This is a genomic window from Pseudocitrobacter cyperus (assembly GCF_039889165.1).
Lineage (GTDB): Bacteria > Pseudomonadota > Gammaproteobacteria > Enterobacterales > Enterobacteriaceae > Pseudocitrobacter > Pseudocitrobacter cyperus.
The window spans coordinates 44,974-70,179 of record NZ_JAYMYY010000011.1 but is presented as its reverse complement, the minus strand read 5'-3'; the positions used below and the strand labels follow the sequence as shown (position 1 = coordinate 70,179).

Below are 25,206 nucleotides of genomic sequence, written 5' to 3'. Positions count from 1 at the left end.
AACTGAAGATTGAGTGTTATTGCACCAGAAACTTGATCCATAATAAGCCCTGATTCCCTCCGGATGTGATGGAATAGACGCCTCTCCTTTTCCGTCGTTGTTCAGAGTACTTGCCGTGTTTAATTTAAAAGATGAAGTCAAACCATCGTCGCAGCTTATCGGTGCCGTCGAGCGTTCTGTCTTCAGAAGGCCACAGATTATGCAACCCACTCAGGATATTCTTGCTGAAGAAATTCCCGTTGCCCTGGTCTACAACGGCATCTCTCACGTCGTGATGATGGCGACGCCGAAAGATCTGGAAGCATTCGCCATCGGGTTTTCGCTTTCAGAAGGCATTATTGAGCACCCACGGGAAATTTATGGCATCGAAGTGACCCAGGCCTGCAATGGCCTTGAAGTGCAAATCGATCTCTCCAGCCGTCGTTTTATGGGCCTTAAAGAGCGTCGTCGCGCCCTGGCCGGACGCACCGGCTGCGGTGTCTGCGGCGTTGAGCAGCTCAACGACATCGGCAAACCCATCAAGCCGTTGCCATTTACCCAAACATTTGACCTTTCACATCTCGATCATGCGCTCAGACATTTAAATGACGTCCAGCCGGTAGGCCGTGAAACAGGTTGTACGCACGCGGCGGCGTGGGTGATAGCTTCCGGCGAGCTGGTAGGCGGGCATGAAGATGTGGGGCGACATGTGGCGCTCGATAAACTGCTAGGCCATCGTGCGAAAGAGGGCGATCTTTGGCAGCACGGCGCTGCGCTGGTTTCCAGCCGCGCCAGCTATGAGATGGTGCAGAAATCCGCCATGTGCGGCGTCGAAATATTGTTTGCCGTCTCTGCCGCGACGACACTTGCCGTGGAAGTGGCTGAACGCTGCAACCTGACGCTGGTGGGTTTTTGCAAGCCGGGCAGGGCGACGATTTATACGCATCCGCAGAGATTAATCGGCGCATAAATAATGTTCATAATTTTTGAATAAGACCGGCAAATCCTTCCGCTTTCAGTTGGTGATGAATCGACCTATCATTTATCACATCAAGGCACGGTGCCTTACTCAAACAACTAAGTGAAAGGGTTTATATCATGAAAAGCATCAAAACTTTTGTCGCTGTTATCGCTCTGTCTGCTTCTTTTGGTTCTTTCGCTGCACAGACTGTTTCCGCAACCGCCTCTACGCTTGATAGCGCTGAAGCGAAAATCGCCGCTAAAGCTGAACAGGCTGGCGCATCGTCTTACAAAATTACTCAGGCCTTTACCGGTAACCGCGTTCACATGACCGCAGAACTGAATAAATAAGCCAGCGTTATTGCCGAAAGAGCGCCTCAGGGCGCTTTTTTTAATGCATTCCCGCCAACCGCAATACTCCTGTCACTATCGCCGCCGCGAAAATCACTACGATGAGCGGGCACTTGCGCCACGCAAGAAACACCGCAAAGCCAACACCCAGCACACGTGCCATACCCGCAAAATGCTCGCCTTCATAGAATGTGGTCGCCAGCGCAACGGCAAATAACAACGTCGTCGCTGCATCCGATAGCAGTGCCTGTGAGCGCTCAGAAAAGTGCAAACGTCCGCCCAGTTTCGCGCCGCCGAGACGCATTAAATAGGTACCCGCAGACAGCAGCGCGATACCCAGAATAATCAGCGTGGTGTCGCCCATTATTTTTTCCTCGCCAGTAAGCCGAGCATGGAGAGCAGGACGGGTAAACCGACCGGCGCGAAAGGCACGGAAGCCAGTGAGATAGCCGCTCCGCTGGATGCACGAATAAGTGACGTTTTACTTTTCTTCAATGCCGGAAGCACTAACGCCAGCAGAATGGCCGGGAACACGGCATCAAGGCCTATGGTTTCCGGGGAGGGAAGGAGTTTGCCGACGCCCGCACCAAGCAGCGTTCCTGCTGGCCAGACGAAGGCGACGCCCAGCCCGCACAGCCAGAACGCAGCCTTACGCTGTTCCGGTGTCGGTTGTGACAGGCCGAAAACCACGCTTTCATCATTCATAATGTGGCAGCCGAGGAAGCTGAGCATGCGCTTGCCAACCAGATCACGCACTGTTATGCCGAAGGGGAAATGACGTGCGTTCACCAGCAGCCCTGCTACGGCGGCCGCAAGTGGGTTGCCGCCGCTGGCGACGATACCGATAAACATGAACTCTGATGCGCCCGCCAGTACAGTGAGTGACAGAATCAGCGGTACCCATAATGGGAAACCATAAGCCATTGCCAGCGATCCATAGGAGACCGCAACGATCCCCACCGCCAGGCAAACCAAAAATATCGCTTTTAAGGTGTCGCCTTTAAGGCAACCAAAATGCTTTTTGAACATGGGTATTGGCTTATAGCAAACATATTTTCATCATAATGAACGTAATAGAGGGGCTTTTCAAGATGAATGACTTCTCATTGAAATGTAATGCCTTTCTTATATTTTTCATGTGGATATAAGCCTAATAATCATTGTGGTTTATTTAATGAGTATTAGTGCGTGATTATTTATTTAAGTTTGCTGGTGTTCTAAATATTATTTCTGGTAGGCGAAGATCTTGATAATAAAAACGCCTGCATTGCAGGCGTTTTTATTATCGACGTGTTGCTGAGGCAATTCAGCGGGCGATTAATCGAGATAAAACACTTCGGTCAGCTCAGCGCTGACCGGGCTGTTGTCCGGGTTGGAAGGCATAATATCCGCCATGTGCTTCCACCAGCGTTGGCACACATCGGTACTGGCCACGGCATTCCAGCGCTCTTCAGATTCAATTTCGACCGTGGCGAACAGCAGGTTGCGAGTTTTATCGAGATAAATCGCGTAATGGTGTGCGCCGTGAGATTTCAGGGTCGCTTCCAGTTCCGGCCAGATGGGGTTGTGTCGGCGCTGATACTCCTCGTGTGCGTCGGCGTTCACCTGCATCACAAAGGCTTTGCGGATCATAATGCCTCCAGATAAAGCTCGCGGACTTCGTCGCGGCTGGCGGTACGCGGGTTACACGGTGCGCAGGGGTCAGCCAGTGCTTTATCAAGCCAGCCTTCAATATCGGCTTTGGACACACCCAATTTACTGAAGCCTTCCGGAATACCCACGCGCGCACTCAGTTTCCGAATCGCGTTAATCGCTTCCTGGCTTGCCGCCTCATCGCTCATTCCCCGGGTATCGACGCCCATGGCTTGCGCCACGCGGGCAAAACGCGCCACGGCATTCGGACGATTAAAGTTTTCGATGATCGGCAGCAGGATGGCATTGCACACGCCGTGCGGCAGATTGTGCGTTGCGCCTGGCTGATGCGCCAGCGCGTGCACCAGGCCAAGACCTGCACTGTTAAACGCCATTCCTGCCAGATACTGACCAAACGCCATCTGTTCGCGGGCTTCAAGGTTATGACCATCATCGACCGCTTTCGGCAGCCACAGGGTGATCAGGCGAATCGCTTCCAGCGCGTTGGCATCGGTAAGAGGATGTGCGCCGACAGAAACATAGGCTTCAATGGCGTGGGTCAGCGCATCCATTCCCGTGGCCGCGGTAACGGACGCGGGAATTTCCAGCATCACGCTGGCGTCATCCACGGCGATATCCGGGATGATATTGGCATCGATAATGACCTCTTTTACCTGGCGCGCGGTATCGATGATGACGGCGTTACTGGTCATTTCGGCTGCGGTACCCGCGGTGGTGTTGATGGCGACCAGCGGAACGCCCGCATTCTTCACCTTACCCACGCCAGAGTAAGCGGTCGACGGGCCAGGATTCGCGGTCAGAATTTTGATCGCTTTGGCGGTATCAATAGGGCTACCGCCGCCAAAGGCGATGATGAAGTCGCAGTTCGCGCCCTGATATGCCGCGAAGCCTTTCTGCACCAGCTCTTCGGTAGGGTTGGGGAACACCTCATCGAAAAGATGATAAGACATATTCTGCGCGTCGAGCGCGGTAAACAGACTATCCAGCAGACCCAGCTTCACCAGTTGCCCGTCGGTGACCACCAGCGCTTTGCCCCACTGTTTGTTCGCGACAAGGTCGACCATATCGGTAATCGCGCCTGCGCCGTGCAGGCTGATTTTGGGAAGCGCCAACATAAAGCTCATGATATTTCTCCTTAAATTAAAAGCCCTATGTCCGGCGACAACCACCGTCGCCGGGCGTGAGCGGACAGGTTAGAGCGCGAGGGCGCTCTCTAGCGGGGTGACGCCAAAGCGTTTGCCAAGGGCAATTAACTCTTCGCGTGTGATGGTTTGTTTCATCCCGCCCATTGAATAGACTTTTACCAGAACTTCGGCTGATTTTTCTGCGGTGTCGATCAAACCAAACGCTTCGTCCAGCGTCGGGCCGCTGCCGAAGACACCGTGGAACGGCCACAGCACCAGCGAATGTTTTTGCATCTCTTTGGCGGTCGCCTGACCGATTTCATCGGTGCCCGGTACCATCCACGGCAGAATACCGACACCGTCCGGGAAGACGACCAGGCACTCGGTGCTACCTTCCCATAGCTGGCGGGTGATGACGTCGGTACGGTTTTCCAGCACGTAGGTCAGAGCGATCAAGTTGGTGGCGTGGCAGTGCATAATCACGCGGTCTTTACCGTTGGTTGCCTTAATACGTTCGCAGTGTGACAGGAAATGCGCTGGCAGTTCTGAGGTCGGTACTGCTTCGTGGGTTAAGCCCCACAGGATGTGATAGCCCGCGCCGTCGCTGTCCACTTTTACCACGCCGATGTTTGCGGCGGTGTCGAGCTGAACGTTGCGGAAGAATTTTCCGGAGCCGGTGACGATAAATGGTGTGTTCGCCAGCAGCGGCATCGGCTGGCTGAGCGCGATATAGCGTGGTTCTTTATGGAAATCGGCCTCGTAAGGGGCTATGTCGGCTTCGTCCAGGCGCAGCGTCAGGTTGCCGCCGTTACGTTCATCCCAGCCTTTCAGCCAGGCGTCAGAGGTGGCTTTAATCATGCCCTGGACGAACCAGGATTGAGTGATGGATTGCATAGTATTCGTGTTCCTGTTCAGGCGGTGCGGGGGGGCCCCTCACCCTAACCCTCTCCCTGAGGGAGAGGGTGCTGTTCGGTTTTCATCCTCCCTCTCCCTCAGGGAGAGGGCCGGGGTGAGGGTTGTTTACCCGCGCTTGCTCAAAATCTCTTTCTCATACGCGCGCACATTTTCCAGCCACTGGCTGCCTGCAGGCGTGTCGTGGCGCTGGCAATACATTTCCCATACGGCCTGCCACGGCAGGGATTTCTGCTCTTCCAGCAGCGCCAGACGGGCGGTGTAATCGCCTTCCGCTTCCAGCTTACGCAGCTCGCTGGTTGGTTCGAGCAGAGCGCGCAGCAGGGCTTTCTTCATATTGCGGGTACCGATAACCCATGCCGCGATGCGGTTGATGGAGGCATCGAAGAAGTCGAGGCCGATGTGTACGCGGTCGAACAGGTCGTTGCGCACGATTTCACTCGCGATAGCCTGCGTTTCGTCATCCAGTAGCACCACATGGTCGCTGTCCCAGCGTACCGGGCGGCTGACGTGCAACAGCAGACGCGGGACGTACAGCATGGCGGAGGAGATTTTGTCGGAGATCACTTCTGTCGGATGGAAATGGCCTGCATCCAGGCACAGCGCAGTCTGGCGGCTGGCGGCATAGCCCATGTAAAACTCATTGGAGCCCACGGTGTAGCTTTCAGCGCCGATGCCGAACAGCTTGCTCTCCACCGCATCAATGTGGTGCGCCGGATCCAGTTTTTCGCTAATGACTTCATCCAGCGCATTGAGCAGACGCTGGCGCGGGGCCAGGCGGTCTACGGTGATGTCTTTCATGCCGTCCGGGATCCAGATATTCATCACCGACGGCGTGCCCAGTTGCTCACCGAAATAAGCTGAGATACGGCGGCTGGCTTTGCAGTGATCGATCCAAAACTGGCGAATTTTTGCGTCCGGATGGGAGAGGGTAAAACCGTCAGCGCTCAGCGGGTGTGAGAAACAGGACGGGTTGAAATCGAGACCTAGCTGATTTGCCTTTGCCCACTCCACCCAGTTTTTGAAGTGTTCCGGTTTTATTTGGTCGCGGGAAACCGGCGTGTCGGATTCCAGGTAAATCGCGTGCAGATTGAGGCGTTTTGGCCCAGGGATCAGGCTCAGCGCCTGTTCCAGGTCAGCACGTAATTCGGTGGCATTGCGCGCTTTGCCGGGATAGTTTCCCGTTGCCTGAATCCCACCGGTCAGGTTGCCTTCCGGGTTTTCAAAACCAGCGACGTCATCGCCTTGCCAGCAGTGCATGGATACCGGCAGACGATCGAGCTGACGCAGGGTCTCTTCGACGTCGATGCCAATGGCGGAATAACGCTGTTTCGCCAGTTCCCAGGCTTGTTCAAGTTGAGTGGTCATGCGCAAAGCTCCTTTGTCTGTCGTTGTTGCTGAAACTGCGCAACGTAGCGGGCAATTTCATGTTCAGGATGAGGGGTAAAGGTGGTGAGGCCATAGTTGCTGCTGACCACCTGGCGGAAATCGTCTACGGTATCCAGCTCTTCCAGCGTCATCAGTTGCACACCGATATTGCCGAGCGTGGAGGCCTCAATCGGGCCCGCCACCACCGTCACGCCGCAGGCGTCGGCACAAAGCTGGTTGAGTAACTGGTTCTGGCAGCCGCCGCCAACAACATGAAGCTGGCTGAACGGTTTGCCGCGCAGGTGAGCCAGTTCGTTCAGGATGTCAGCGTAGAGCAGAGCCAGGCTGTCAAAGATGCAGCGCGCCAGTTCAGCGGGGCGTTGTGGTTCTGGCTGCGAGGTCTCGCGGCAGGCGGCCTGGATCTCGGCGCTCATGTTATCCGGGTTAATAAACCGGTCTTCATTTGGGTTTATCAGGAAGCGACAGGCGGCGAGTTGTTCCGTCTCGGCGATTAAGGCAGGCAGGTCGGTTATGTTCTGCTCTTTAATCACGCGCTGTAGCAACCACAGCCCCATAATGTTTTTCAGCACCCGATAACGTCCTTCCGCGCCGCCTTCGTTGGTGACGTTGGCGGTCAGCGCGTATTCGCTGGTGTACGGCGTGGTACTTTCAAATCCCATCAGCGACCAGGTGCCGGAAGAGAGATAAGCGGCGTCTTTGTTCGCCAGCGGCGATGCGATTACCGCGCTGGCCGTGTCGTGGCTTGCCACAGCCACCACCGGAATTTTATTGCCCAGCGGGCAAATCCAGTGACCGATCACATTACCGGGATGGGTTGGCGTACCAAACCAGTCGGGCGATGCGCCAGTCCAGTTCAGTAACTCTTCATCCCAGTTATCCGTCTGGATATTGACCAGTTGCGTGGTGGTGGCGTTGGTGTACTCCCAGTTCATTTTGCCGGTGAGTCGATAGCTGAAGTAATCAGGGATCAGCAGAGCATGGGCGACATCAGCGGCGACTTCTGGCTGCTGTTCAACGAGCGCGCGTAACTGATACAGCGTATTGAACGGCAAAAACTGGATGCCGCTGCGGCGGTAAATTTGCGCTTTACCGAGTTGCTCAATGGCGCGTCCCATCACGCCGTCGGTGCGGTTGTCGCGATAGGAGACAGGTAGGCCGACGCGTTGCCCATCGCGGTTAAGCAGGACGTAATCCACGCCCCAGGTGTCGATGCCAATGCTGTCGATCAGGATGCCCTGTTCGCATACCTTGTTCAGGCCGATGCGGATTTCTGCTTCCAGCCCGTCAATATCCCAGCAATCAAAACCGTCCTGCTTTTGCAGGCAATTCACGAAACGGTGGATCTCACACAGCGAGAGCGTGTGTTGTTCATTGTCGTAGCGGGCAAGCATTACGCGCCCGCTTGATGCACCTAAATCGACGGCCACACAATGGCGAAGAGTCATGGAAGGGATCCTTCTTAATGTCATTGGGCCCAGTCTAAGAAGAGTGTGTGAGCGTGACCTTCTCATCACTGACAGCAAAATGGCCGGCTGGCAAGAAAGCAAAGGTAGACGTGAGAGAAGTCACAATTTCCGCCAATGGCCCGCTATTCCACAGGTGTGACGTCAACCGCAAATCCTGATCTTTCCTGACGTTTCTTGAAAAAATGACCGGTTTTGCGCGCTTTATTGTCGAAATTTTAAGGTGAGGTTAGCGACCCCCGATTACTATCCTGATAACTTTTCTCATTTAGTGGGGGCGTTATGACCGTATTGCACAGCGTGGATTTTTTCCGTTCAGGTCGATTACCTGTGGCGATTGAACCCCGACTCCCTCAACCTGCATTTCCTGAGCATCATCATGATTTTCATGAAATTGTGATTGTTGAGCAGGGCACCGGCATTCATGTATTCAATGGTCAGCCTTATACCATTTGCGGCGGCACGGTTTGCTTTGTCCGCGATACGGATCGCCACCTTTACGAGCACACCGATAACCTGTGCCTGACTAACGTTCTCTACCGCTCACCGGAAGCGTTCCAGTTTCTTTCCGGGCTCGATCAACTGCTGCCGCAGGAGAAAGAAGGTAATTATCCTTCCCACTGGCGGGTGAGTCAGAGCACGCTGCAACAGGTGCGTTTCATCCTCGATCAGATGGCGCAGGTGGATGACAATATGGATGCGGCGACGCTGGCCAATCGCGAAATTCTTTTTATGCAGTTGCTGGTGTTACTGCGTCGGGGAACGGAGATAGCAGGCGGCACGGATAATGACGCGCGTCTGAACCAACTGATGGCCTGGCTGGAAGAGCATTTTGCCGAGGATATTTGCTGGGAAGCGCTGGCAGGGCAGTTTTCACTGTCGCTGCGCACGCTGCATCGTCAGCTTAAACACTCCACGGGCCTGACGCCGCAGCGCTATCTGAATCGTCTGCGCCTGATCAAGGCGCGCCATTTGCTGCGCCACAGCGACGAAAGCGTGACCGAAATTGCCTACCATTGTGGGTTTGGCGATAGCAATCATTTCTCTACCCTGTTCCGCCGGGAGTTTAACTGGTCGCCGCGCGATATACGCCAGGGGCGCGATGCCACCTTGCAGTAACGCGGGAGCTATCAACGTTTTTTTGTCATAGAGCAGCGATAATAACGCGTTATTCGTCGTGAGGTATGGCAGTGTCTGATCACTTTATTCTACGAAAAGAGGAATTTTTTGCCCGCCCCGGGCAGGCGGTTGCGGTGGCCGATCGCTATCCACAAAATGTTTTTGCCGAACATACCCATGAGTTTTGCGAACTGGTGCTGGTCTGGCGCGGCAATGGCCTGCACATCCTCAACGATCGCCCCTATCGCATCACGCGCGGCGATCTCTTCTATATCCGGGCGGAAGATAAACATGCATACGCCTCGGTTAACGATCTGGTTTTGCAGAATATTATCTACTGCCCCGAGCGGCTGAAGCTTAACCTTGACTGGCAAAACTACCTGCCTGGCCTGAACGGCAGCGCCTGGACGCCGCACTGGCGAATCGGTAGCACCGGTATGGCCCATACCCGGCAAATAATCACTCAACTGGAACATGAAAGCCGCAAGGATGAACCATTAGCCAACGAGATGGCGGAGTTGCTGTTTGCGCAACTGGTGGTCTCCTTTAAACGTTATCGGTATGCGACCGATAATCTCGACGCGACGCAGAGCGAAGCGTTGCTGGACAGGCTGCTCACCGCGCTTTCCGGCAGCCTGAATCGCCCCTTCTCACTGGAGCAGTTTTGTTCGCAGGAGGGGTGCAGTGAACGCGCGTTGCGCCAGCAGTTTCGTCAGCAGACGGGGATGACAGTGAATCACTATTTGCGCCAGTTGCGCATCTGTCACGCGCAGTACCTTTTGCAGCATACAGAATTGATGATCGGAGAAGTTGCGATGCAGTGTGGTTTTGAGGACAGTAACTACTTTTCGGTGGTGTTTAACCGCGAGGTAGGAATGACGCCAGGGCACTGGCGTCATCGTACCGGAGTGATTGCCTGATTAACTGGCCATCCCCAGCCCTACAATATTCGCCGCGATGATAATCACCACGCAGCCGACGCTCAGCACACCCACCGGGCGGCGACCCGCGTTGTTCCACTCTTTCAGTATCAGCCCCACCAGGCCACCGCACAGTACGTAGAAGCTCATGTGCAGCATCCAGCTAATGTATTCATATTGCGCCGGGATTTTGGCGTGGCCCCAGGCATAAAAGAAGAACTGCAAATACCACATCAGGCCGCCCAACGCGGAGAGTAATACGTTGGTAATGATCAGCGGTTTTGCCAGCGAGAAGTCAGCTTTTACTGACAACGTTTTCACTTTTGCCAGACGGATAAAGCAGAATCCGAGATTGATCAGCGCGCCGCCTCCCATGATTACGACATAGCTTGGCAGTGCGACGTAAAGGGGAGCGACGCCCAGCGCTGCGGCTGCTTCGTGCATAGGTTTTGCGGCGCTCATCGCAAATGACATCCCCGCTGAGAAGATGCCACACATTACCGCCAGCAGCAGCCCTTTCCTGAGGTTAAAGTCTTCCGCTTTAATGCCCATGTTGCGCTCTTTCAACTGACCCGCGCGGGTGACTATCCCTACGCCAATCAGCGCCACCAGTACGCCCAGCAGCGTCATGCGACCGCCTTTGGTATTGATGAGCACATCAAAGCTGCCGTTCAGAATCGGCGTCATCAGCGTGCCGACAATCAACGTAATGCCAATTGCTATTCCAATGCCCATCGACATGCCCAGATAGCGCATCGTCAGGCCATAGTTGATATTGCCAATGCCCCACATGGCGCCGAACAGGAACACCGGCAGCAGGGTTGTGGCGTTAAAGGAGCCGTAATAGGCCCAGAAATCAGGTAACAGCAGGGCACTGATTGTCCAGGGAAGGATAAGCCACGACACGATGCCGCCAACAGACCACATTGTCTCCCAGGACCAGTGTTTGACCTTCTTGAAAGGGGCATAGAAACAGGCTGCACTGGCTGCGCCTATCAGATGCCAGAAAATGCCCATCATAATCGCATTATTCATTATTGTTTCCTCAACGGTTTATTGTTGGTTCAGGCTTCCTGCCAACTCGTTGAGCTTAAAAAGTATGCGATTTAATAACCTTCCGTTAATTGCCACGACGAGTCAAAAAATGACCATCAGAGCAATATTGAAGTGAGTCGCTTCACATTTTTGCATGATGTCCGGAAAGCGAGACGATTCTGCCTTTTTCATTGATAGGTCTGGCTTTTTCGCTCTGTAAGCCCCTAAAAATCAGATACATAACTGAAAGTTATAACCTTATAAAAACTACGGCATTGATAATCATTTTCAATATCATTTAATTAACTATAATGAACCAACTGCTTACGCGGCGTTAACACTTTGCCGCCCGACAATAATGGAGAAGATTATGAGCTATACCCTGCCATCACTGCCTTATGCATACGATGCTCTGGAACCGCACTTCGATAAGCAGACGATGGAAATCCATCACACTAAACACCACCAGACCTATGTGAACAACGCGAATACCGCGCTGGAAAGCCTGCCGGAGTTCGCTTCTCTGTCTGCTGAAGAGCTGATCACCAAACTGGATCAGATCCCGGCTGAAAAAAGAACGTTCCTGCGCAACAACGCTGGCGGCCACGCTAACCACAGCCTGTTCTGGAAAGGCCTGAAAAAAGGCACTACCCTGCAGGGAGACCTGAAAGCGGCTATCGAGCGCGATTTCGGCTCTGTTGAGAAATTTAAAGAAGAATTCGAAAAAGCGGCAGCAACCCGTTTCGGTTCCGGTTGGGCATGGCTGGTGCTGAAAGGCGACAAACTGGCTGTTGTTTCCACCGCAAACCAGGACTCCCCGCTGATGGGTGAAGCTATCTCTGGCGCCTCTGGCTTCCCGATTGTGGGCCTGGACGTTTGGGAACACGCTTACTACCTGAAATTCCAGAACCGCCGCCCGGACTACATCAAAGAGTTCTGGAACGTGGTGAACTGGGACGAAGCGGCTGCACGTTTCGCGGCTAAAAAATAAGTCTTATTTGACCCAGCCTTACTGTATGGTGAGGCGCTAAAGCCCCTGCAAGGTACACCTGCAGGGGCTTTTTTTGGGTCTGGATATGTTAAGGAGCGTACTGCTGTTAAACATGACGTGTTGTTTTAATCTGTTTGGGTAATTATTTTTATTCATATCACAAATATTTTTACCTGATGATCACAGGATCGTTTTCAGTTGCGCAAGGAAAATCTGCTAGCATATACAAATATATTTTTCCTTTGGCAGAGTGCCATGGTTTTTTGATTTGTGGCACTCCAGCTAAGATATTGTATTTCATCTTAAGAAATACAAAAAATAATTACCAATATATACGCAAAGAATAACTAATAAAAATATATAAATAATCCATATAATGATCTATTTACTATTTTATTCATTGACTTAAGATACTTTTCAGTTTCGATGCATTTATATTATTATTTATTTTGAGTTTTTGTTTTATTTCGGTGAATATGTTTTTCATTTATTAGTTTCATATTTTTGAAATGCTTCTAAATTTTAATTAAAAGTAAATGATGCTATTGTATTAAATTCATATGGATATTAGTTTTAGCAACAGTGCCTTCGGCATGTTTTTAACTCTATTAATATGGATATTATTTTATGAAAAAAGCGCTTCTTCTCTTTTTACCTCTGGTGGCGACCAGCGCTCATGCAGTATATGTCGACGTTCGTCATGAGTATCTGGATGATAGTAAAGCTAATTATGACCGTGCTTATATCTCCCATCGCTTTGGGAATGGCTTCGGCTTTGCTATTGAAGCTATTGCGAAATCAGGCGGTGATGATACTGACCGTCCGTTTAACGATATGGAGACGCAGGGCAATGAATATACTGTAAGCTATCAGTTTAAAACCGGCGATGTTGCCTGGCAGCCCGGTTTTGTACTGGAGGCGGGTAACGGTTATTCGAACTATAAACCCTATTTACGAGCGACCTGGACACTCAATGAGAGTTGGTGGTTGGGTGCTCGTTACCGTTTTGAATATGTTCGCCGCTCTTCCGATGATCGCGAAGACGATAAGATTAACCGTATGGATGTCTGGGCCGGATATAAATGGAATAACTTTGACTGGACGCTGGAGGGTATCTATAAAAAAGCCGATAAATATGACCAGTTTGATAATGGTAAAACTAATTATGAATACAATTTCAGAACGGCATATCTTATTGGCCAATGGTCTCCGTTTGTTGAAGTCGGTAACGTCTCCGTAAGAAGTACCAGCGACGAACGTCAAACGCGTTTCCGTGTCGGTATTGGTTATACTTTCTGATAATTAATTCCTCTGCTTTTGCTTTTACTTTTCTTTTTTCGGTTATCCTTGCGGATAACCGATTTTTTTGCCCCTGCATAAGTGAGAGGGGCTTTTGTTTTACATGACGCCGAGCAGGCGCGGCAAGAACAGGGTTAATTCAGGCAGGTAGGTAATCATGAGCAGTACGCCGATAATTGCAATGTAGAACGGCATCAGGGGCTTCAATACCTCTTCCACTTTTACCTTCCCGACACTTGCCCCCACGTACAATCCGCTGCCGACGGGGGGCGTGATGGTGCCGATCGCCAGGTTGTAGATCATGATGATGCCGAAGTGAACCGGATCAACCCCCAGTTTCACCATAATCGGCAATAAGATAGGTGTGAAGATCAGAATGGCCGGGCCAATATCCATAAACGCGCCGATAATCAACAGGAAGATTGTGATAACCAGTAAAATCAGCGTTTTACTTTCTGATATGCCAAGAATCATCTGACTTAATGCGCCAGGAATATTGGTAATCGACATCGAAAAGGACATGGCTGAAGATGTTGCCAGAAGAAACATGATGACGCCGGTCATGACGACTGTCTGAATAAATACGGACGGCATATCTTTAAGTTTTAGCGTCTTATAACAGATTAGCGTCAGGAACATCGTGTAGACCACAGCAATAGCAGAGGCTTCAATCGCCGTAAAAATCCCCTTCACGATGCCGCCTACGATGATCACAATTAACAGCAGACTCGGTACCGCTTCGAGCGTTACCTTCAGCGCCATCCCCTTTTGCAGAGCAAAAAAGACACGATAGTTATGGCGTTTCGCTACGATCCAGGTGACAACCATACAGCCAAAACCCCACAGCAGGCCAGCAACCATTCCACCTGCAAAAAGTGCAGCGATAGAGGTGCCGCCGCTGGCCAGAGCGTACAGGATGAAGGCCGTGGTGGGGGGAATGAGCATTCCGGTGGGGGCAGAGGCGATGTTGACGGCGGCCGCAAAGCTACGGTTATAGCCCTCTTTCGCACTCATGGGCACCAGTACGCCGCCAATAGAGGTTGATGCGGCAATGGCTGAGCCAGAAATTGCGCCAAACATCATATTGCCGACGATGTTGGTGTAAGACAGCGCGCCGGGCAGGCGACCGGTGAACAGTTTGGCAAAATTGACCAGTCGGGTGGCGATGCCGCCGCTGTTCATTATTACGCCGGAAAGCACAAAGAAGGGTACGGCCAGTAATGCAAAGCTATCAAGGCTGGAGAACATCTTTTGTGCGGTTGCGAACATAGAAATGTCGAACGGCAGCACCAGCATCATCGTGCAACTGGACGCGATGACGATACAGAGGCCAATTGGCGCGCCCATTGCCAACAGAACAATAAAAACGCCGATCAAGGTTAATGAGGCGGTAATCGGATCAATCATGTTGTTTCTCCACATGCAGTGAGGAAGGTGAAGAGATGGCGCGCAGAGAATCAATAATGTTCATTACGCTATAAATGATGATTAACACGCCTGCAATCGGCAGTGCGTAATAGACTTGCCCCATGGGGATCTGCAATGCGGGTGAAACCTGTAACATCGATATTGCTGATATTTTTAGTCCGCCGATAATCAAAATCCAGACAGAGAAGGCCATGAAGGTCAGTTGCAGGACGATAGTCCAGATATTAAGTAACTTTGCCGGTACTTTATCGACGAGAATAGTCAGGCTGATATGTTGCTGTTTACCTGCGACATAGGCCATCCCCAGCATGGAGATCCAGACCAGAGAAAAACGCAAAAGCTCTTCGGTAATGGTGCTGGGTTGGCCAACAATATAGCGGCTGATGACCTGCCAGCAGGAGACGGCGACCATCATCGCCAGCACCAGGCAGCAGGCTATTTCCAGCAGCCTATCAATCCATTTTCTGATTATATCCATTTCTTATCCTTACTTATCAGTGCTTAGCAGCCTGTATTTTCTGATAAAGCGCATCCAGCTCGGGCCGGCTTTTCAGGTCGGCGTAAATCGGTTGTACCGCTTGCTGGAAAGGTTTGATGTCGATATCAAAAAACTCCACGTTGAAGTCTTTGATTGCCTGCTGCCGGTTTTTTTCAATTTCGGCGTCCCATGCTGATTTCTCAAACTCAATGGATGCTTTAATCGCATCCTGAACAATGCGCTGTTGTTCGGGCGTGAGTTTCTCCAGCGTCAGTGAACTCATCAGCAGGATATCGGGGATGCGCGTGTGCATGTCGTAGGTATAAAAACGGGCGACTTCACCATGCCGGGCGATGGTCAGCGCAAACTCATTATTTTCAGCTCCATCAAGGATCCCTTGTTGAAGTGAGGTATAGACTTCAGCCTGACTCATTGCGATAGGGGAAGCGCCTAATAACTTCATAGTGCGTATTGCGGTTTCGCTTTGCATGACGCGGATCTTTTTGCCCTTAAGATCGGCGATGCCGCGCACGGGGGCTTTACTCATGTAAAAGTTACGTGCGCCGGAGTCATACCAGCCAACACCGATAAATCCCTGAGCCGCGGTCGATTGATAGACCGATGCCATGACTTCCGGGTTATCCATCACTTGATAATATTCGTCGCGATCGGCGAAAAGATAGGGAAGAGAGAACACCCCGTACATCGGGGAAAAGCTTTCCATCAACCCGGATGACACTTTCGTAATATCCACTACGCCAACCTGAGTCAGTTCAACGAGTTCACGTTCACCGCCCAGTTGGCCGTCAGGGAAATACATCACTTTGATATCACCGTTTGTTTTTTCTTCTATCTGGTCGCCCAGATAGCGCAGCGCATCTTTCACCGGTTGGCTATTTTCTGCGTAGGCGAGACGTAACATTGTCTCCGCATGTGATATAGCGGGTAGTGAAAGACAAAACATCAGCACTATTTTGACTGTCCGTAGTAATTTCATAGGGCCCTCAACGTTATGTAGTTTCGCGGCGAAATTACCGACAAAGACGGGCAATGACCTTGTAATTACTGCCATCTCCACGCAAGAAATGGCAAAAAAAGCGTAATCGCGCGTTAATGGTCTTAAAAGCGTAACTTTAGGAATTTGTTTAGTTGTAAAACGATTTATTTTTCTTATATGTCAATGACATAAATATAATTTATGTCATTTGAATTAGTTGAAATCATGGGCGTTATGAATCAGTGATGCATTCCGGCAAAAAAAGATTGAATTTCCCCCTGCAACCAGCGAGCCTTTAATTCATCATTTTCGTGAAACAGGGTGGCGAAATGCAGTATCCGGTTGATGTTTTTATTGGCTCGATCCGTGACTACAAGGGCAGTCGCCCGAGTGCGATTGCTAAAGTACAGGTGGATGGTGAACTTACGCTGACTGAGCGGGGATTAGCGGGTGATGAGCAGGCAGAGAAGAAAATTCACGGCGGCCCGGAGCGCGCGCTGTGTCACTATCCTCGCGAGCATTACGCTGAGTGGATGCGCGAATTTCCCGCTCAGGCCGATCTCTTTTTTGCGCCCGCGTTTGGCGAAAATCTTTCTACGCACGGTTTGACCGAAAAAGAGGCCTTTATCGGCGATATCTTTCGCTGGGGTGAGGCGTTGATTCAGATCAGCCAGCCGCGTTCACCGTGTTTCAAGCTGAACTACCATTTTGGCATTGCCGATATGTCCTCACAGATGCAAAGCCGTGGCAAAGTGGGCTGGTTGTATCGCGTGATTGCGCCGGGGCTGGTGTCGGGCGACGCCCCGCTGGAGCTGGTGTCGCGCCTGAGTGAGGTTTCCGTGCATGAAGCGGCAGCGATTGCCTGGCATATGCCGTTTGATGAAGAGCAGTATCATCGGTTGATGTCGGCGGCAGGGCTATCGACAAGCTGGACAAGAACGATGCAGAAGCGGGTACTTAGCGGCAAGATTGAGGATAGTTCGCGGAGATTGTGGGGGTAAGTAGAGGGGAATCCGTGCGGTTTGATGCCCTCACCCCGGCCCTCTCCCACAGGGAGAAAACCGCACATGCCTACCCCTCTTCTCCCTACGTCCGCTTATACAGCGGCAACCAAATCGTTAACCGCAACCCGCCGAGCGGGCTGTCATCGGCCTTAACCCAGCCGCGATGCTGCTGAATGGCCGCTTCGACAATCGCCAGGCCAAGCCCGGTGCCGCCAGATTCACGGTCACGTGCTTCATCGGTGCGATAGAACGGACGGAAGATTTGCTCTCTGTCCTCCGGGCTGACGCCCGGGCCATCATCATCAACGTTGACGGTGATGCCGTCTTTATCGACCGAAAATGCCACAGCGATTTTGGTATGCGAGTAACGCAGCGCATTGCGCACGATGTTTTCCAGCGCGCTTTCCAGCGCATTCGGGTTCCCGTACAGCGGCCACGGCCCTGGCGGGTAATCGATGCTGAAGGATTTACCCATCTGCTCGGCTTCGAATGCGGCGTTATCCAGCACCTCGCCCCACAGTTGGTTGGCTTTCATCGTCTCGCTGACCAGCGCGTTATTGGCCTGATTGCGTGACATCACCAGCAGGTCATTGATCATGCTGTCCAGACGCTGTGCTTCTGTTTCAATACGCTCCAGCTCTTTGCTCTCGCCGCTACGGCGACGCAACAGGGCGGTACCGAGTTGCAGGCGCGTTAATGGCGTGCGCAGCTCGTGGGAGATATCGGAAAGCAGGCGTTGCTGCGCCGTCATCATGCGTTCCAGCGCCGTCACCATCTGATTAAAGCTGGTGCCTGCGGCTAAAAATTCCTGCGGGCCGGCCTCCAGTTCAGGATGCTGACGCAGATTACCCTGAGCCACTTCATCCGCCGCATTTTTCAGCTTACGTGCCGGTTTTGCCAGACTCCACGCCAACCATAACAGTAATGGCGAGCTGACGAGCATGGTGACGATAAGCAGCAATAACGGGCGGTCAAACAGCAGGTTGATGAAGTCTGACTGTGAACTACTGGCCGGGCGAATCAGGTATAGCTGGTAGTTATCTTCCCCGTCGCGGATGGAGAACGGGCCTACCAGCTCAACGCGGCCATATTTTTTCTTCTGCGGGTGATCTGAGTTATCCGATTGCCCGATAAAGTTGCGAATAATCTGCATTTCGCTGCGTTCTGCGCCGATCACGCGGCCTTCGCTGGTCACCAGCAGAAGGCGTTGGCCGGGCGGCGCCCATTTATCAATGGCACGGAACAGGCGGCGCCACCACATCAAATCGTTCGGTGGATCTGCCGCCAGCTCTTCCTCAACGTGTTGCTCGATCATCATGCCCTGGCGCTGTTCGCTGTCCAGTAGCTCGGTCATCTGGCGAGAATCGAGCTTTGGCAGCATCAGAACCAGCATCAGCACCAGCGCCAGCGTTAACCAGAAAATGGCGAAGATGCGAGCGGTCAAACTTCCAATCATGAAGCCGATACCATCAGATAACCGCGACCACGCAGGGTTTTAAACCATGGGTGCCCATCTTTACGTTCTGGCAGTTTGCGGCGCAGGTTAGAGATGTGCATGTCGATAGCGCGGTCGAACGGGGTCAAGCGCTTGCCCAGCACTTCCTGACTGAGGTGTTCACGAGAAACAACCTGTCCGAGATGCTGAGCCAGCAGATAAAGCAGAGTAAATTCGGTACCGGTCAGTTCAAGCACCTGTCCATCAAAGCTGGCTTCCTGACGACCCGGGTTCAGGCTCAGGGAATCAACTTCAACGGTAGGGGAGCCGACGTCGCTGTTCTGTTGCTGTTCGCTCCAGTGAGAGCGACGCAGAATCGCGCGTATACGCGCAACCAGTTCGCGATCGTTAAACGGTTTCGGTAAGTAGTCGTCTGCGCCCAGTTCAAGGCCCAGAACGCGATCCAGCTCGCTTCCGCGCGCGGTAAGCATAATAACGGGGGTCTGGTGTGTCTGACGAAGCTCTTTAAGCGTGTCGATACCGTTTTTCTTAGGCATCATCACATCGAGCAAAAGCAGGTCGATGCTGTCATCCAGAAGCGCCAGCGCCTGTTCGCCGTCATGGGCTACCAGAACGTTGAACCCTTCCATGTCGAGTAGCTCCTTTAACAAAGAAGTCAGCTCGCGGTCATCATCAACTAATAAAATTTTATTCATATTTTAAATACCTCCGAGGCAGAAATTACGTCATCAAGGCCCGCTAATCCATGACTTTACGTTGTTTTACACCCCCTGACGCATGTTTGCAGCCTGAATCGTAAACTCTCTCTCGTTGAATCGCGACACAAAAGTTTTTGGGAGCAAGTGATGCGCAATGTTATCGCTGCCGTCATGGCCTCAACACTGGCGCTAAGTGCTTATAGCCAGGCTGCTGAAGTCGTCACCAGCGTTAACTGGCACCCCGGTGAGGGTAGCACGCAGCGTAGCAGTCAGGGTCATATGTTTGACGGCATAAGTTTAACCGAACATCAACGTCAGCAAATGCGAGATTTGATGCAACGTGCACGGCATGACCTGCCGCCCGTTAATGTTAGCGAAGTGGAGACAATGCATAACCTTGTCACCGCAGAAAAATTTGATGAAGCCGCTGTTCGCGCTCAGGCCGAAAAGATGGCACAGGAGCAGGTTGCCCGCCAGGTTGAAATGGCGAAAGTGCGCAATCAGATGTATCACCTGTTAACGCCAGAGCAGCAAGCGGCTTTAAACGAGAAACACCAGCAACGTATGGATCAGTTGCGTGAGGTTGCCGGGATGCAGAAAAACCCAACGACAATGTTATTTAGTAGCACCCGCAGTAACCAGTAACAAACCCTGTTTTTCCTTGCCATAGACACCATCCCTGTCTTCCCCCACATGATGTGGGGGTTTTTTTTGCCCAAATTTTAGGACGACCTCCGCTATACTAGCCGCAGTATAAATGGCAGGAGCGTTTATGAATCAATCATATGGCCAGCTTATCAGCCGCGCAGCGCTTGCCGCGACGGTGATGGCCTCAGTGTTACTTTTGATCAAAATTTTTGCGTGGTGGTACACCGGGTCAGTCAGTATTCTGGCGGCGCTGGTGGATTCGCTGGTGGATATTGCCGCATCCCTGACTAACCTGTGGGTGGTGCGTTATTCCCTGCAACCCGCCGATGAAGAGCACACATTTGGTCATGGTAAAGCGGAATCGCTGGCCGCGCTGGCGCAGAGTATGTTTATTTCAGGCTCGGCGCTGTTTCTGTTTTTAACCGGTATTCAGCATCTGGCGCAGCCGCAGGTAATGAATAAACCGGGGATTGGCGTCATCGTTACGGTGATTGCGCTGCTGAGCACGCTGGTGCTGGTAACCTTCCAGCGCTGGGTGGTCAGAAAGACTCAAAGTCAGGCGGTAAGGGCTGATATGCTTCATTATCAGTCTGATGTTATGATGAATGGCGCCATTCTGGTTGCGCTCGGCCTTTCCTGGTACGGTTGGCATCGTGCTGATGCGCTGTTTGCTTTAGGAATTGGCATCTATATTTTATATAGCGCATTACGTATGGGTTATGAGGCGGTGCAGTCTTTGCTGGATCGCGCATTGCCCGATGGCGAGCGTCAGGAAATTATCGACATCGTCACCGCCTGGCCTGGGGTGAGTGGTGCGCACGATCTCAGAACGCGGCAGTCAGGGCCGACCCGCTTTATTCAGATCCACCTGGAAATGGAAGATAACCTACCCTTAGTTCAGGCACATGTGATTGCTGAACAGGTGGAGCAGGCTATTTTGCGCCGTTTTCCTGGTTCTGATGTGATTATTCACCAGGATCCGTGCTCTGTAGTCCCTGATGGTGGCAGGAGCGTTTGAACTTTCGTAAGTCGTTGTAAAAGTGTGGAGTTGATCGGCATTTTTTGTTCAAATAACCACCACTTGGCCTGACCTGAATCAATTCAGCACGAAGCGCTTGATATACTATCTGTAATAAGGTCGTTCTCTCCCTACAGGGAGCGCTTCGGGCAGAAGAATTAATTTTTAGCATTCCTAAGTTCAGAGGTAGTCATGATTAAGAAAATCGGTGTGTTGACAAGCGGCGGTGATGCGCCGGGTATGAACGCTGCCATTCGTGGTGTCGTGCGCGCTGCGTTAACGGAAGGTCTGGAAGTTTTTGGTATTTATGACGGTTACCTTGGTCTGTATGAAGACCGCATGGTACAGCTCGACCGTTACAGCGTCTCCGATATGATCAACCGTGGTGGTACTTTCCTCGGTTCAGCGCGTTTCCCGGAATTTCGTGATGAGAATATCCGCGCTGTGGCTATCGAAAACATGAAGAAACGCGGCCTGGATGCGCTGGTGGTTATCGGCGGTGACGGTTCTTACATGGGGGCGATGCGCCTGACTGAAATGGGCTTCCCCTGCATCGGCTTGCCGGGCACCATCGATAACGATATCAAAGGCACTGACTACACTATCGGTTTCTTCACTGCCCTTAGCACTGTGGTTGAAGCAATTGACCGTCTGCGTGATACCTCCTCTTCTCACCAGCGTATCTCTGTGGTGGAAGTCATGGGCCGTTACTGCGGCGACCTGACCCTGGCGGCAGCGATTGCTGGCGGCTGCGAATTTATCGTGGTGCCGGAAGTTGAGTTCAAGCGTGATGACCTGGTCAATGAAATCAAAGCCGGTATCGCGAAAGGTAAAAAACACGCGATCGTAGCGATTACCGAACACATGTGTGATATCGACGAGCTGGCGCATTTCATCGAAAAAGAAACCGGCCGTGAAACTCGTGCGACCGTCCTGGGCCACATCCAGCGCGGTGGTTCCCCGGTTCCTTACGACCGTATTCTGGCTTCCCGTATGGGCGCTTACGCCATTGAACTGCTGCAGCAGGGCTTTGGCGGACGCTGCGTCGGTATTCAGAACGAAAAACTGGTTCACCACGACATCATCGATGCTATCGAAAATATGAAGCGTCCGTTCAAAGGTGACTGGTTAGACTGTGCGAAAATGCTGTACTAATTTTGTCTGCGTTGCCCGGTGGCGCAAGCGTATCGGGTCTACACATCAAAAAGCCTTCCTGTCCGGAAGGCTTTTTTGTCTGAAGAAGGTGTTGCTTTCACCTGGTCTCGCTTCTGACCGAATTAATCATCGCCATAATGGCCTGACGATTTTGTTCATGCTTCTCTGGGGTGGTGATCACCGTAATGATGACGGTTTCTTTGTCGTCAGTGAGATAAAAATAGTCGACATCTTTTAGCAGGCCAACGGACGTTTCTACGGTGGTTTCCTGGTGAGCACAGGTAAAGTGCTCCGTATTGCAACGCTGCGCGGGCTCAAACTGATCGCCAAGTATCTTCTGGCTATAGGAATTAATGTCCGCCAGCGAGTGTATAGCGCTGATACGTTTGCTTACAACGGCAACAGAGAGATCTTGTGAAAAGAGGATCTCGGGGGCATCGCTTCCCTTTGAGGCCTCCGCCATTTTCCAGTAGCCATCTGGGGCAGTGATAGCCACCTGTGTATCTGCGAACTGGTAGCGCTGAGGGCTCATCAGGCGTAATGCATTGCCCGCGGAAGAGAGCAGTACCAGGCCCAGAACCCAGCTACAGCCGCGGATAAAGCAGCCTTTTGTCTTGTTTTTACGAAAAGCGCAAACTATCGCAGATATCATAGCGGGTAAGAGCAGGGGGCCAAGGATCACCGCGCCAATAAATTCGCCTATGGCGCCTGGATCGCTGCCGGTTGTCTGTAATAAATAACTTTCGCTAATGAATTTGATGAATATAACAATTATAAGCAATATTATATATATAACGTAGCGCATACAATTCCCTGTAATTTAAAAAGTAATGACGTTATTTCACCACTGCTTTTGCCGTATTCATAATTGCCATGACTTCATCGTAATACTCATCAGTATATTTTTCATCGATGATGGCAGCGATTTGTATTAAGTGGATATCATCCAGTAAAAACATACTGATATTGGTTTTTTCTTTTCCGTTTTCGGCAGTCCGGATGTACTCCTGGGTGGCACATTTAAAGCCCTCGATCTTACAGGGCTTGAGTTTAAAGGCGTCCCCTTTGTAATTCTCTTTAAACCTGATTTGTTGGGAGGTAAGTAATTCATCGAAATTGTGAATATTATCAGCATCCTGACTGGTGACGAACACCGATATTCCCACATGGGTGCCCTTCATGACTACCGTCATCCGGTAACCGTGCGGGTTGGTCACAACTGTTTTCCACTCGCCATTCGGAAAAGTCAGGGTAACAGGCGCGTTAGGCGCGGTGTAAGTCCAGCGCCAGAATGTATTTTCCCATAAGTAGAGAGCACTGCTTACGGTCAGAATAATGCCCATCATTACGTTGGTGGCCATGATGATTTGTCGCTGAGCGGTTTTGCGTAATATAACGCAAAATGCCGCACCGACGAGGCATGCGGTTGCCAGAGGATAAAAAAAGACAATATTGATGTATGAAAGGATTTCCCCACTTTCACCAGCAAGTAAATTTTTCCATTGCAGATGTTTGATAATGATAACTGCAATATATAAAACAGTTAAAACTATAAATCGCATATATACATCCATGTATAAAAAAAGGGGAAATAAATTTCCCCTTTATCATATGCGAATTATTTACTCTATATCCAGCGGATCTTCAGACAGGATAATGCCGGTGTTGTCGGCATAAAGATGGTCGCCAGAGAAGAAGGTGACGCCGCCGAAATTAACGCGCACGTCGCTTTCACCAATCCCTTCGCCCGCCGCGCCAACCGGAATGGCGGCAATGGCCTGAATACCGATATCCAGCTCTTCGAGATCGTCCACCTGACGCACCGCGCCGTAGACGACAATGCCTTCCCACTCGTTCTGGGCGGCGAGACGCGCCAGTTCCGCATCGATCAACGCGCGACGTACAGAGCCGCCGCCATCGACCAGCAGAATGCGGCCACGGCCATTCTGTTCGAGCAGATCGTACAGCAGCCCGTTATCCTCGAAACACTTCACAGTGGTGATTTGCCCACCAAATGACAACCGCCCGCCAAAGTTGGAGAACAGGGGTTCCACGACGTTGACATCTTCCTGGTAGATGTCACAAAGCTCGGAAGTATCGTATTTCATAGGTTTAAGGCTCAGTTGCGGCGACTTGTTTCAGTATATCGCGCTCAGCGTACTGTTGGCAAAATCATCAATTGTTAATTGATATTTGTCAGTTAACCCAGCAGCGTACTCAGCACAATCCCTACAATAAACAGGACGTTAGTCAGTAACGCGCCTTTTACCGTTTTTTCCAGCATTGGGCGCATCGCCACCGGCTCGCGCTCAGTGAGGACGTAGCGCGCCTGTTTCAGCAGCAGCGGCGTGGCGAGAATAAACAGCCATCCCCACACGTTTTGCAAAGAGATAAGGTTAAACAGCGCGAGGCACAGTAACGAACCGGCAAGCAGGCAGGCGTGGTAGCGACGCGCGCCAACCGGGCCCAGGCGCACGGCGAGTGTGTTTTTGCCGTTTTCGCGATCGCTGTCGATATCGCGCAGGTTATTGATATTTAACACCGCCGTTGCCAGTAAACCGCAGGCGGTGGCTGGCAGAATAATCGCGGTGCTCAGCATATGCGCCTGCAGGTACCAGCTACCGATAACGCTTAACCAGCCAAAGAAAATCAGTACCGAAATATCACCCAGGCCGATATATCCGTAGGGGCGTGTACCCACGGTATAGGTAATGGCGGCTACGATAGACAACAAGCCCAGCACCAGGAAACCGATAAAATCGCCGATAGTCTGATAAGCCGTGAACAGCAGCCCAAGACCAGAAAGGCAGATCAGAACGACCGTGATAATCAGTGCGCGCTTCATCTGCGGCTGGGTAATCGCGCCTTTTTGCATGCCGCGCAGCGGCCCGATGCGATCGGGTTTATCGCTGCCTTTCACCGCATCGCCATAATCATTGGCGAGGTTAGAAAGAATTTGCAGCAGGCCTGCCGTAACCAGTGAGAGCACGGCCACTGTCGCATCGAAATGCCCCTGCCACCAGGCGAGCGCAATGCCCACAAGGATGGACGCGAAGGCCAGAGGTAACGTTTTAGGTCGCAGGCTTTCCAGCCAGGCCTGGGTGCGGCTGATTTCAGTCATAGTGATTT

The 25,206-nt window shown here is 51.8% G+C and carries 27 protein-coding genes; 10 read left to right on the top strand and 17 right to left on the bottom strand.

All coding sequences use genetic code 11. From position 1 onward, the window contains the following. Positions 1-157: 157 nt before the first annotated feature. Together fdhD and VSR74_RS22030 are read left to right on the top strand one after the other, a co-directional pair. Complete coding sequence (fdhD, locus tag VSR74_RS22035; RefSeq protein ID WP_411914278.1) at positions 158-949, top strand: formate dehydrogenase accessory sulfurtransferase FdhD; 792 nt, start codon at positions 158-160, stop codon at positions 947-949. Positions 950-1,077: 128 nt separating this feature from the next. Next, entirely contained in the window at positions 1,078-1,290 is a 213-nt protein-coding gene (locus VSR74_RS22030) for a YdgH/BhsA/McbA-like domain containing protein (protein ID WP_015966529.1), read from the top strand. Between the two features lie 40 nt (positions 1,291-1,330). On the opposite strand, the gene VSR74_RS22025 is transcribed toward VSR74_RS22030, so the two are convergent. The 7 genes from VSR74_RS22025 to rhaB form a co-directional block, all read right to left on the bottom strand. Continuing rightward, positions 1,331-1,654: an AzlD domain-containing protein gene (locus VSR74_RS22025; protein WP_347796676.1), complete on the bottom strand. Its 324-nt coding sequence runs from the start codon at positions 1,652-1,654 to the stop codon at positions 1,331-1,333. Beyond that, a complete protein-coding gene (locus tag VSR74_RS22020; RefSeq protein ID WP_276219258.1) occupies positions 1,654-2,319 on the bottom strand; it encodes an AzlC family ABC transporter permease in 666 nt (221 codons plus the stop codon). The genes VSR74_RS22025 and VSR74_RS22020 overlap by 1 nt, the downstream gene beginning before the upstream one ends. 288 nt (positions 2,320-2,607) lie before the next feature. Next, a complete protein-coding gene (gene rhaM / locus VSR74_RS22015; RefSeq protein WP_347796675.1) occupies positions 2,608-2,922 on the bottom strand; it encodes an L-rhamnose mutarotase in 315 nt (104 codons plus the stop codon). After that, positions 2,919-4,067: a lactaldehyde reductase gene (fucO, locus tag VSR74_RS22010; protein WP_347796674.1), complete on the bottom strand. Its 1,149-nt coding sequence runs from the start codon at positions 4,065-4,067 to the stop codon at positions 2,919-2,921. The genes rhaM and fucO overlap by 4 nt, the downstream gene beginning before the upstream one ends. A 69-nt stretch (positions 4,068-4,136) precedes the next feature. After that, positions 4,137-4,961, bottom strand: a complete 825-nt coding sequence (gene rhaD, locus VSR74_RS22005; protein ID WP_347796673.1) for a rhamnulose-1-phosphate aldolase — start codon at positions 4,959-4,961, stop codon at positions 4,137-4,139. 126 nt (positions 4,962-5,087) lie between these two features. Next, positions 5,088-6,347, bottom strand: a complete 1,260-nt coding sequence (gene rhaA / locus VSR74_RS22000) for an L-rhamnose isomerase (RefSeq protein WP_347796672.1) — start codon at positions 6,345-6,347, stop codon at positions 5,088-5,090. Then, positions 6,344-7,813, bottom strand: coding sequence for a rhamnulokinase (gene rhaB, locus VSR74_RS21995; RefSeq protein WP_347796671.1), 1,470 nt, complete (start codon positions 7,811-7,813; stop codon positions 6,344-6,346). The genes rhaA and rhaB overlap by 4 nt, the downstream gene beginning before the upstream one ends. A gap of 300 nt (positions 7,814-8,113) precedes the next feature. On the opposite strand from rhaB, the gene rhaS reads away from it, so the two are divergent. Continuing rightward, positions 8,114-8,950 carry an HTH-type transcriptional activator RhaS gene (gene rhaS, locus VSR74_RS21990; RefSeq protein WP_347796670.1) on the top strand — a complete coding sequence of 279 codons (837 nt, stop codon included), beginning with the start codon at positions 8,114-8,116 and terminating at the stop codon, positions 8,948-8,950. A gap of 71 nt (positions 8,951-9,021) precedes the next feature. After that, a complete protein-coding gene (rhaR, locus tag VSR74_RS21985) occupies positions 9,022-9,870 on the top strand; it encodes an HTH-type transcriptional activator RhaR (protein WP_347796669.1) in 849 nt (282 codons plus the stop codon). On the opposite strand, the gene rhaT is transcribed toward rhaR, so the two are convergent. After that, positions 9,871-10,905, bottom strand: coding sequence for an L-rhamnose/proton symporter RhaT (rhaT, locus tag VSR74_RS21980; RefSeq protein ID WP_347796668.1), 1,035 nt, complete (start codon positions 10,903-10,905; stop codon positions 9,871-9,873). Positions 10,906-11,275: 370 nt separating this feature from the next. Here rhaT and sodA point away from each other — a divergent pair, with 370 nt between their 5' ends. Beyond that, complete coding sequence (gene sodA, locus VSR74_RS21975) at positions 11,276-11,896, top strand: superoxide dismutase [Mn] (protein ID WP_347796667.1); 621 nt, start codon at positions 11,276-11,278, stop codon at positions 11,894-11,896. 627 nt (positions 11,897-12,523) lie between these two features. Next, positions 12,524-13,195 carry an oligogalacturonate-specific porin KdgM family protein gene (locus VSR74_RS21970; protein WP_347796666.1) on the top strand — a complete coding sequence of 224 codons (672 nt, stop codon included), beginning with the start codon at positions 12,524-12,526 and terminating at the stop codon, positions 13,193-13,195. A 99-nt stretch (positions 13,196-13,294) separates the two neighbouring features. Here VSR74_RS21970 and VSR74_RS21965 read toward each other — a convergent pair whose 3' ends face one another. Genes VSR74_RS21965 through VSR74_RS21955 form a run of 3 tightly spaced genes read right to left on the bottom strand, consistent with a single transcriptional unit; the run spans position 13,295 to position 16,098 of the window. Further along, on the bottom strand, positions 13,295-14,602 hold the full coding sequence (locus tag VSR74_RS21965) for a TRAP transporter large permease (protein ID WP_347796665.1): 1,308 nt from the start codon (positions 14,600-14,602) through the stop codon (positions 13,295-13,297). Next, positions 14,595-15,101: a TRAP transporter small permease gene (locus VSR74_RS21960; protein ID WP_347796664.1), complete on the bottom strand. Its 507-nt coding sequence runs from the start codon at positions 15,099-15,101 to the stop codon at positions 14,595-14,597. The genes VSR74_RS21965 and VSR74_RS21960 overlap by 8 nt, the downstream gene beginning before the upstream one ends. Before the next feature lie 16 nt (positions 15,102-15,117). Beyond that, positions 15,118-16,098: a TRAP transporter substrate-binding protein gene (locus VSR74_RS21955; protein ID WP_347796663.1), complete on the bottom strand. Its 981-nt coding sequence runs from the start codon at positions 16,096-16,098 to the stop codon at positions 15,118-15,120. Between the two features lie 329 nt (positions 16,099-16,427). On the opposite strand from VSR74_RS21955, the gene yiiM reads away from it, so the two are divergent. Further along, complete coding sequence (gene yiiM, locus VSR74_RS21950) at positions 16,428-17,099, top strand: 6-hydroxyaminopurine reductase (RefSeq protein WP_347796662.1); 672 nt, start codon at positions 16,428-16,430, stop codon at positions 17,097-17,099. Positions 17,100-17,184: 85 nt separating this feature from the next. On the opposite strand, the gene cpxA is transcribed toward yiiM, so the two are convergent. Next, the gene (cpxA, locus tag VSR74_RS21945) at positions 17,185-18,558 is read right to left on the bottom strand and encodes an envelope stress sensor histidine kinase CpxA (RefSeq protein WP_149464227.1); all 1,374 of its coding nucleotides are present in this window, start codon (positions 18,556-18,558) and stop codon (positions 17,185-17,187) included. Then, positions 18,555-19,253, bottom strand: coding sequence for an envelope stress response regulator transcription factor CpxR (gene cpxR / locus VSR74_RS21940; protein ID WP_015966513.1), 699 nt, complete (start codon positions 19,251-19,253; stop codon positions 18,555-18,557). Before cpxR ends, cpxA begins: the two co-directional genes overlap by 4 nt. Before the next feature lie 150 nt (positions 19,254-19,403). Between cpxR and cpxP the strand changes: the two genes are divergently transcribed. The 3 genes from cpxP to pfkA all read left to right on the top strand — a co-directional run bounded on the left by cpxP (position 19,404) and on the right by pfkA (position 22,077). Continuing rightward, positions 19,404-19,901: a cell-envelope stress modulator CpxP gene (cpxP, locus tag VSR74_RS21935; protein ID WP_347796661.1), complete on the top strand. Its 498-nt coding sequence runs from the start codon at positions 19,404-19,406 to the stop codon at positions 19,899-19,901. A gap of 127 nt (positions 19,902-20,028) precedes the next feature. Beyond that, complete coding sequence (gene fieF, locus VSR74_RS21930) at positions 20,029-20,922, top strand: CDF family cation-efflux transporter FieF (protein WP_347796660.1); 894 nt, start codon at positions 20,029-20,031, stop codon at positions 20,920-20,922. Positions 20,923-21,114: 192 nt separating this feature from the next. After that, entirely contained in the window at positions 21,115-22,077 is a 963-nt protein-coding gene (gene pfkA / locus VSR74_RS21925) for a 6-phosphofructokinase (protein ID WP_347796659.1), read from the top strand. A 97-nt stretch (positions 22,078-22,174) separates the two neighbouring features. Here pfkA and VSR74_RS21920 read toward each other — a convergent pair whose 3' ends face one another. The 4 genes from VSR74_RS21920 to menA form a co-directional block, all read right to left on the bottom strand. After that, entirely contained in the window at positions 22,175-22,729 is a 555-nt protein-coding gene (locus VSR74_RS21920) for a hypothetical protein (RefSeq protein WP_347796658.1), read from the bottom strand. A gap of 184 nt (positions 22,730-22,913) precedes the next feature. After that, the gene (locus VSR74_RS21915; RefSeq protein ID WP_347796657.1) at positions 22,914-23,639 is read right to left on the bottom strand and encodes a hypothetical protein; all 726 of its coding nucleotides are present in this window, start codon (positions 23,637-23,639) and stop codon (positions 22,914-22,916) included. A 60-nt stretch (positions 23,640-23,699) separates the two neighbouring features. Beyond that, positions 23,700-24,185 (bottom strand): ribonuclease E activity regulator RraA, encoded by a 486-nt coding sequence (gene rraA / locus VSR74_RS21910; RefSeq protein WP_347796656.1) that lies wholly within the window; start codon positions 24,183-24,185, stop codon positions 23,700-23,702. 92 nt (positions 24,186-24,277) lie between these two features. Further along, positions 24,278-25,198, bottom strand: coding sequence for a 1,4-dihydroxy-2-naphthoate polyprenyltransferase (gene menA, locus VSR74_RS21905; RefSeq protein WP_347796655.1), 921 nt, complete (start codon positions 25,196-25,198; stop codon positions 24,278-24,280). Between the last annotated feature and the right edge of the window lie 8 nt (positions 25,199-25,206).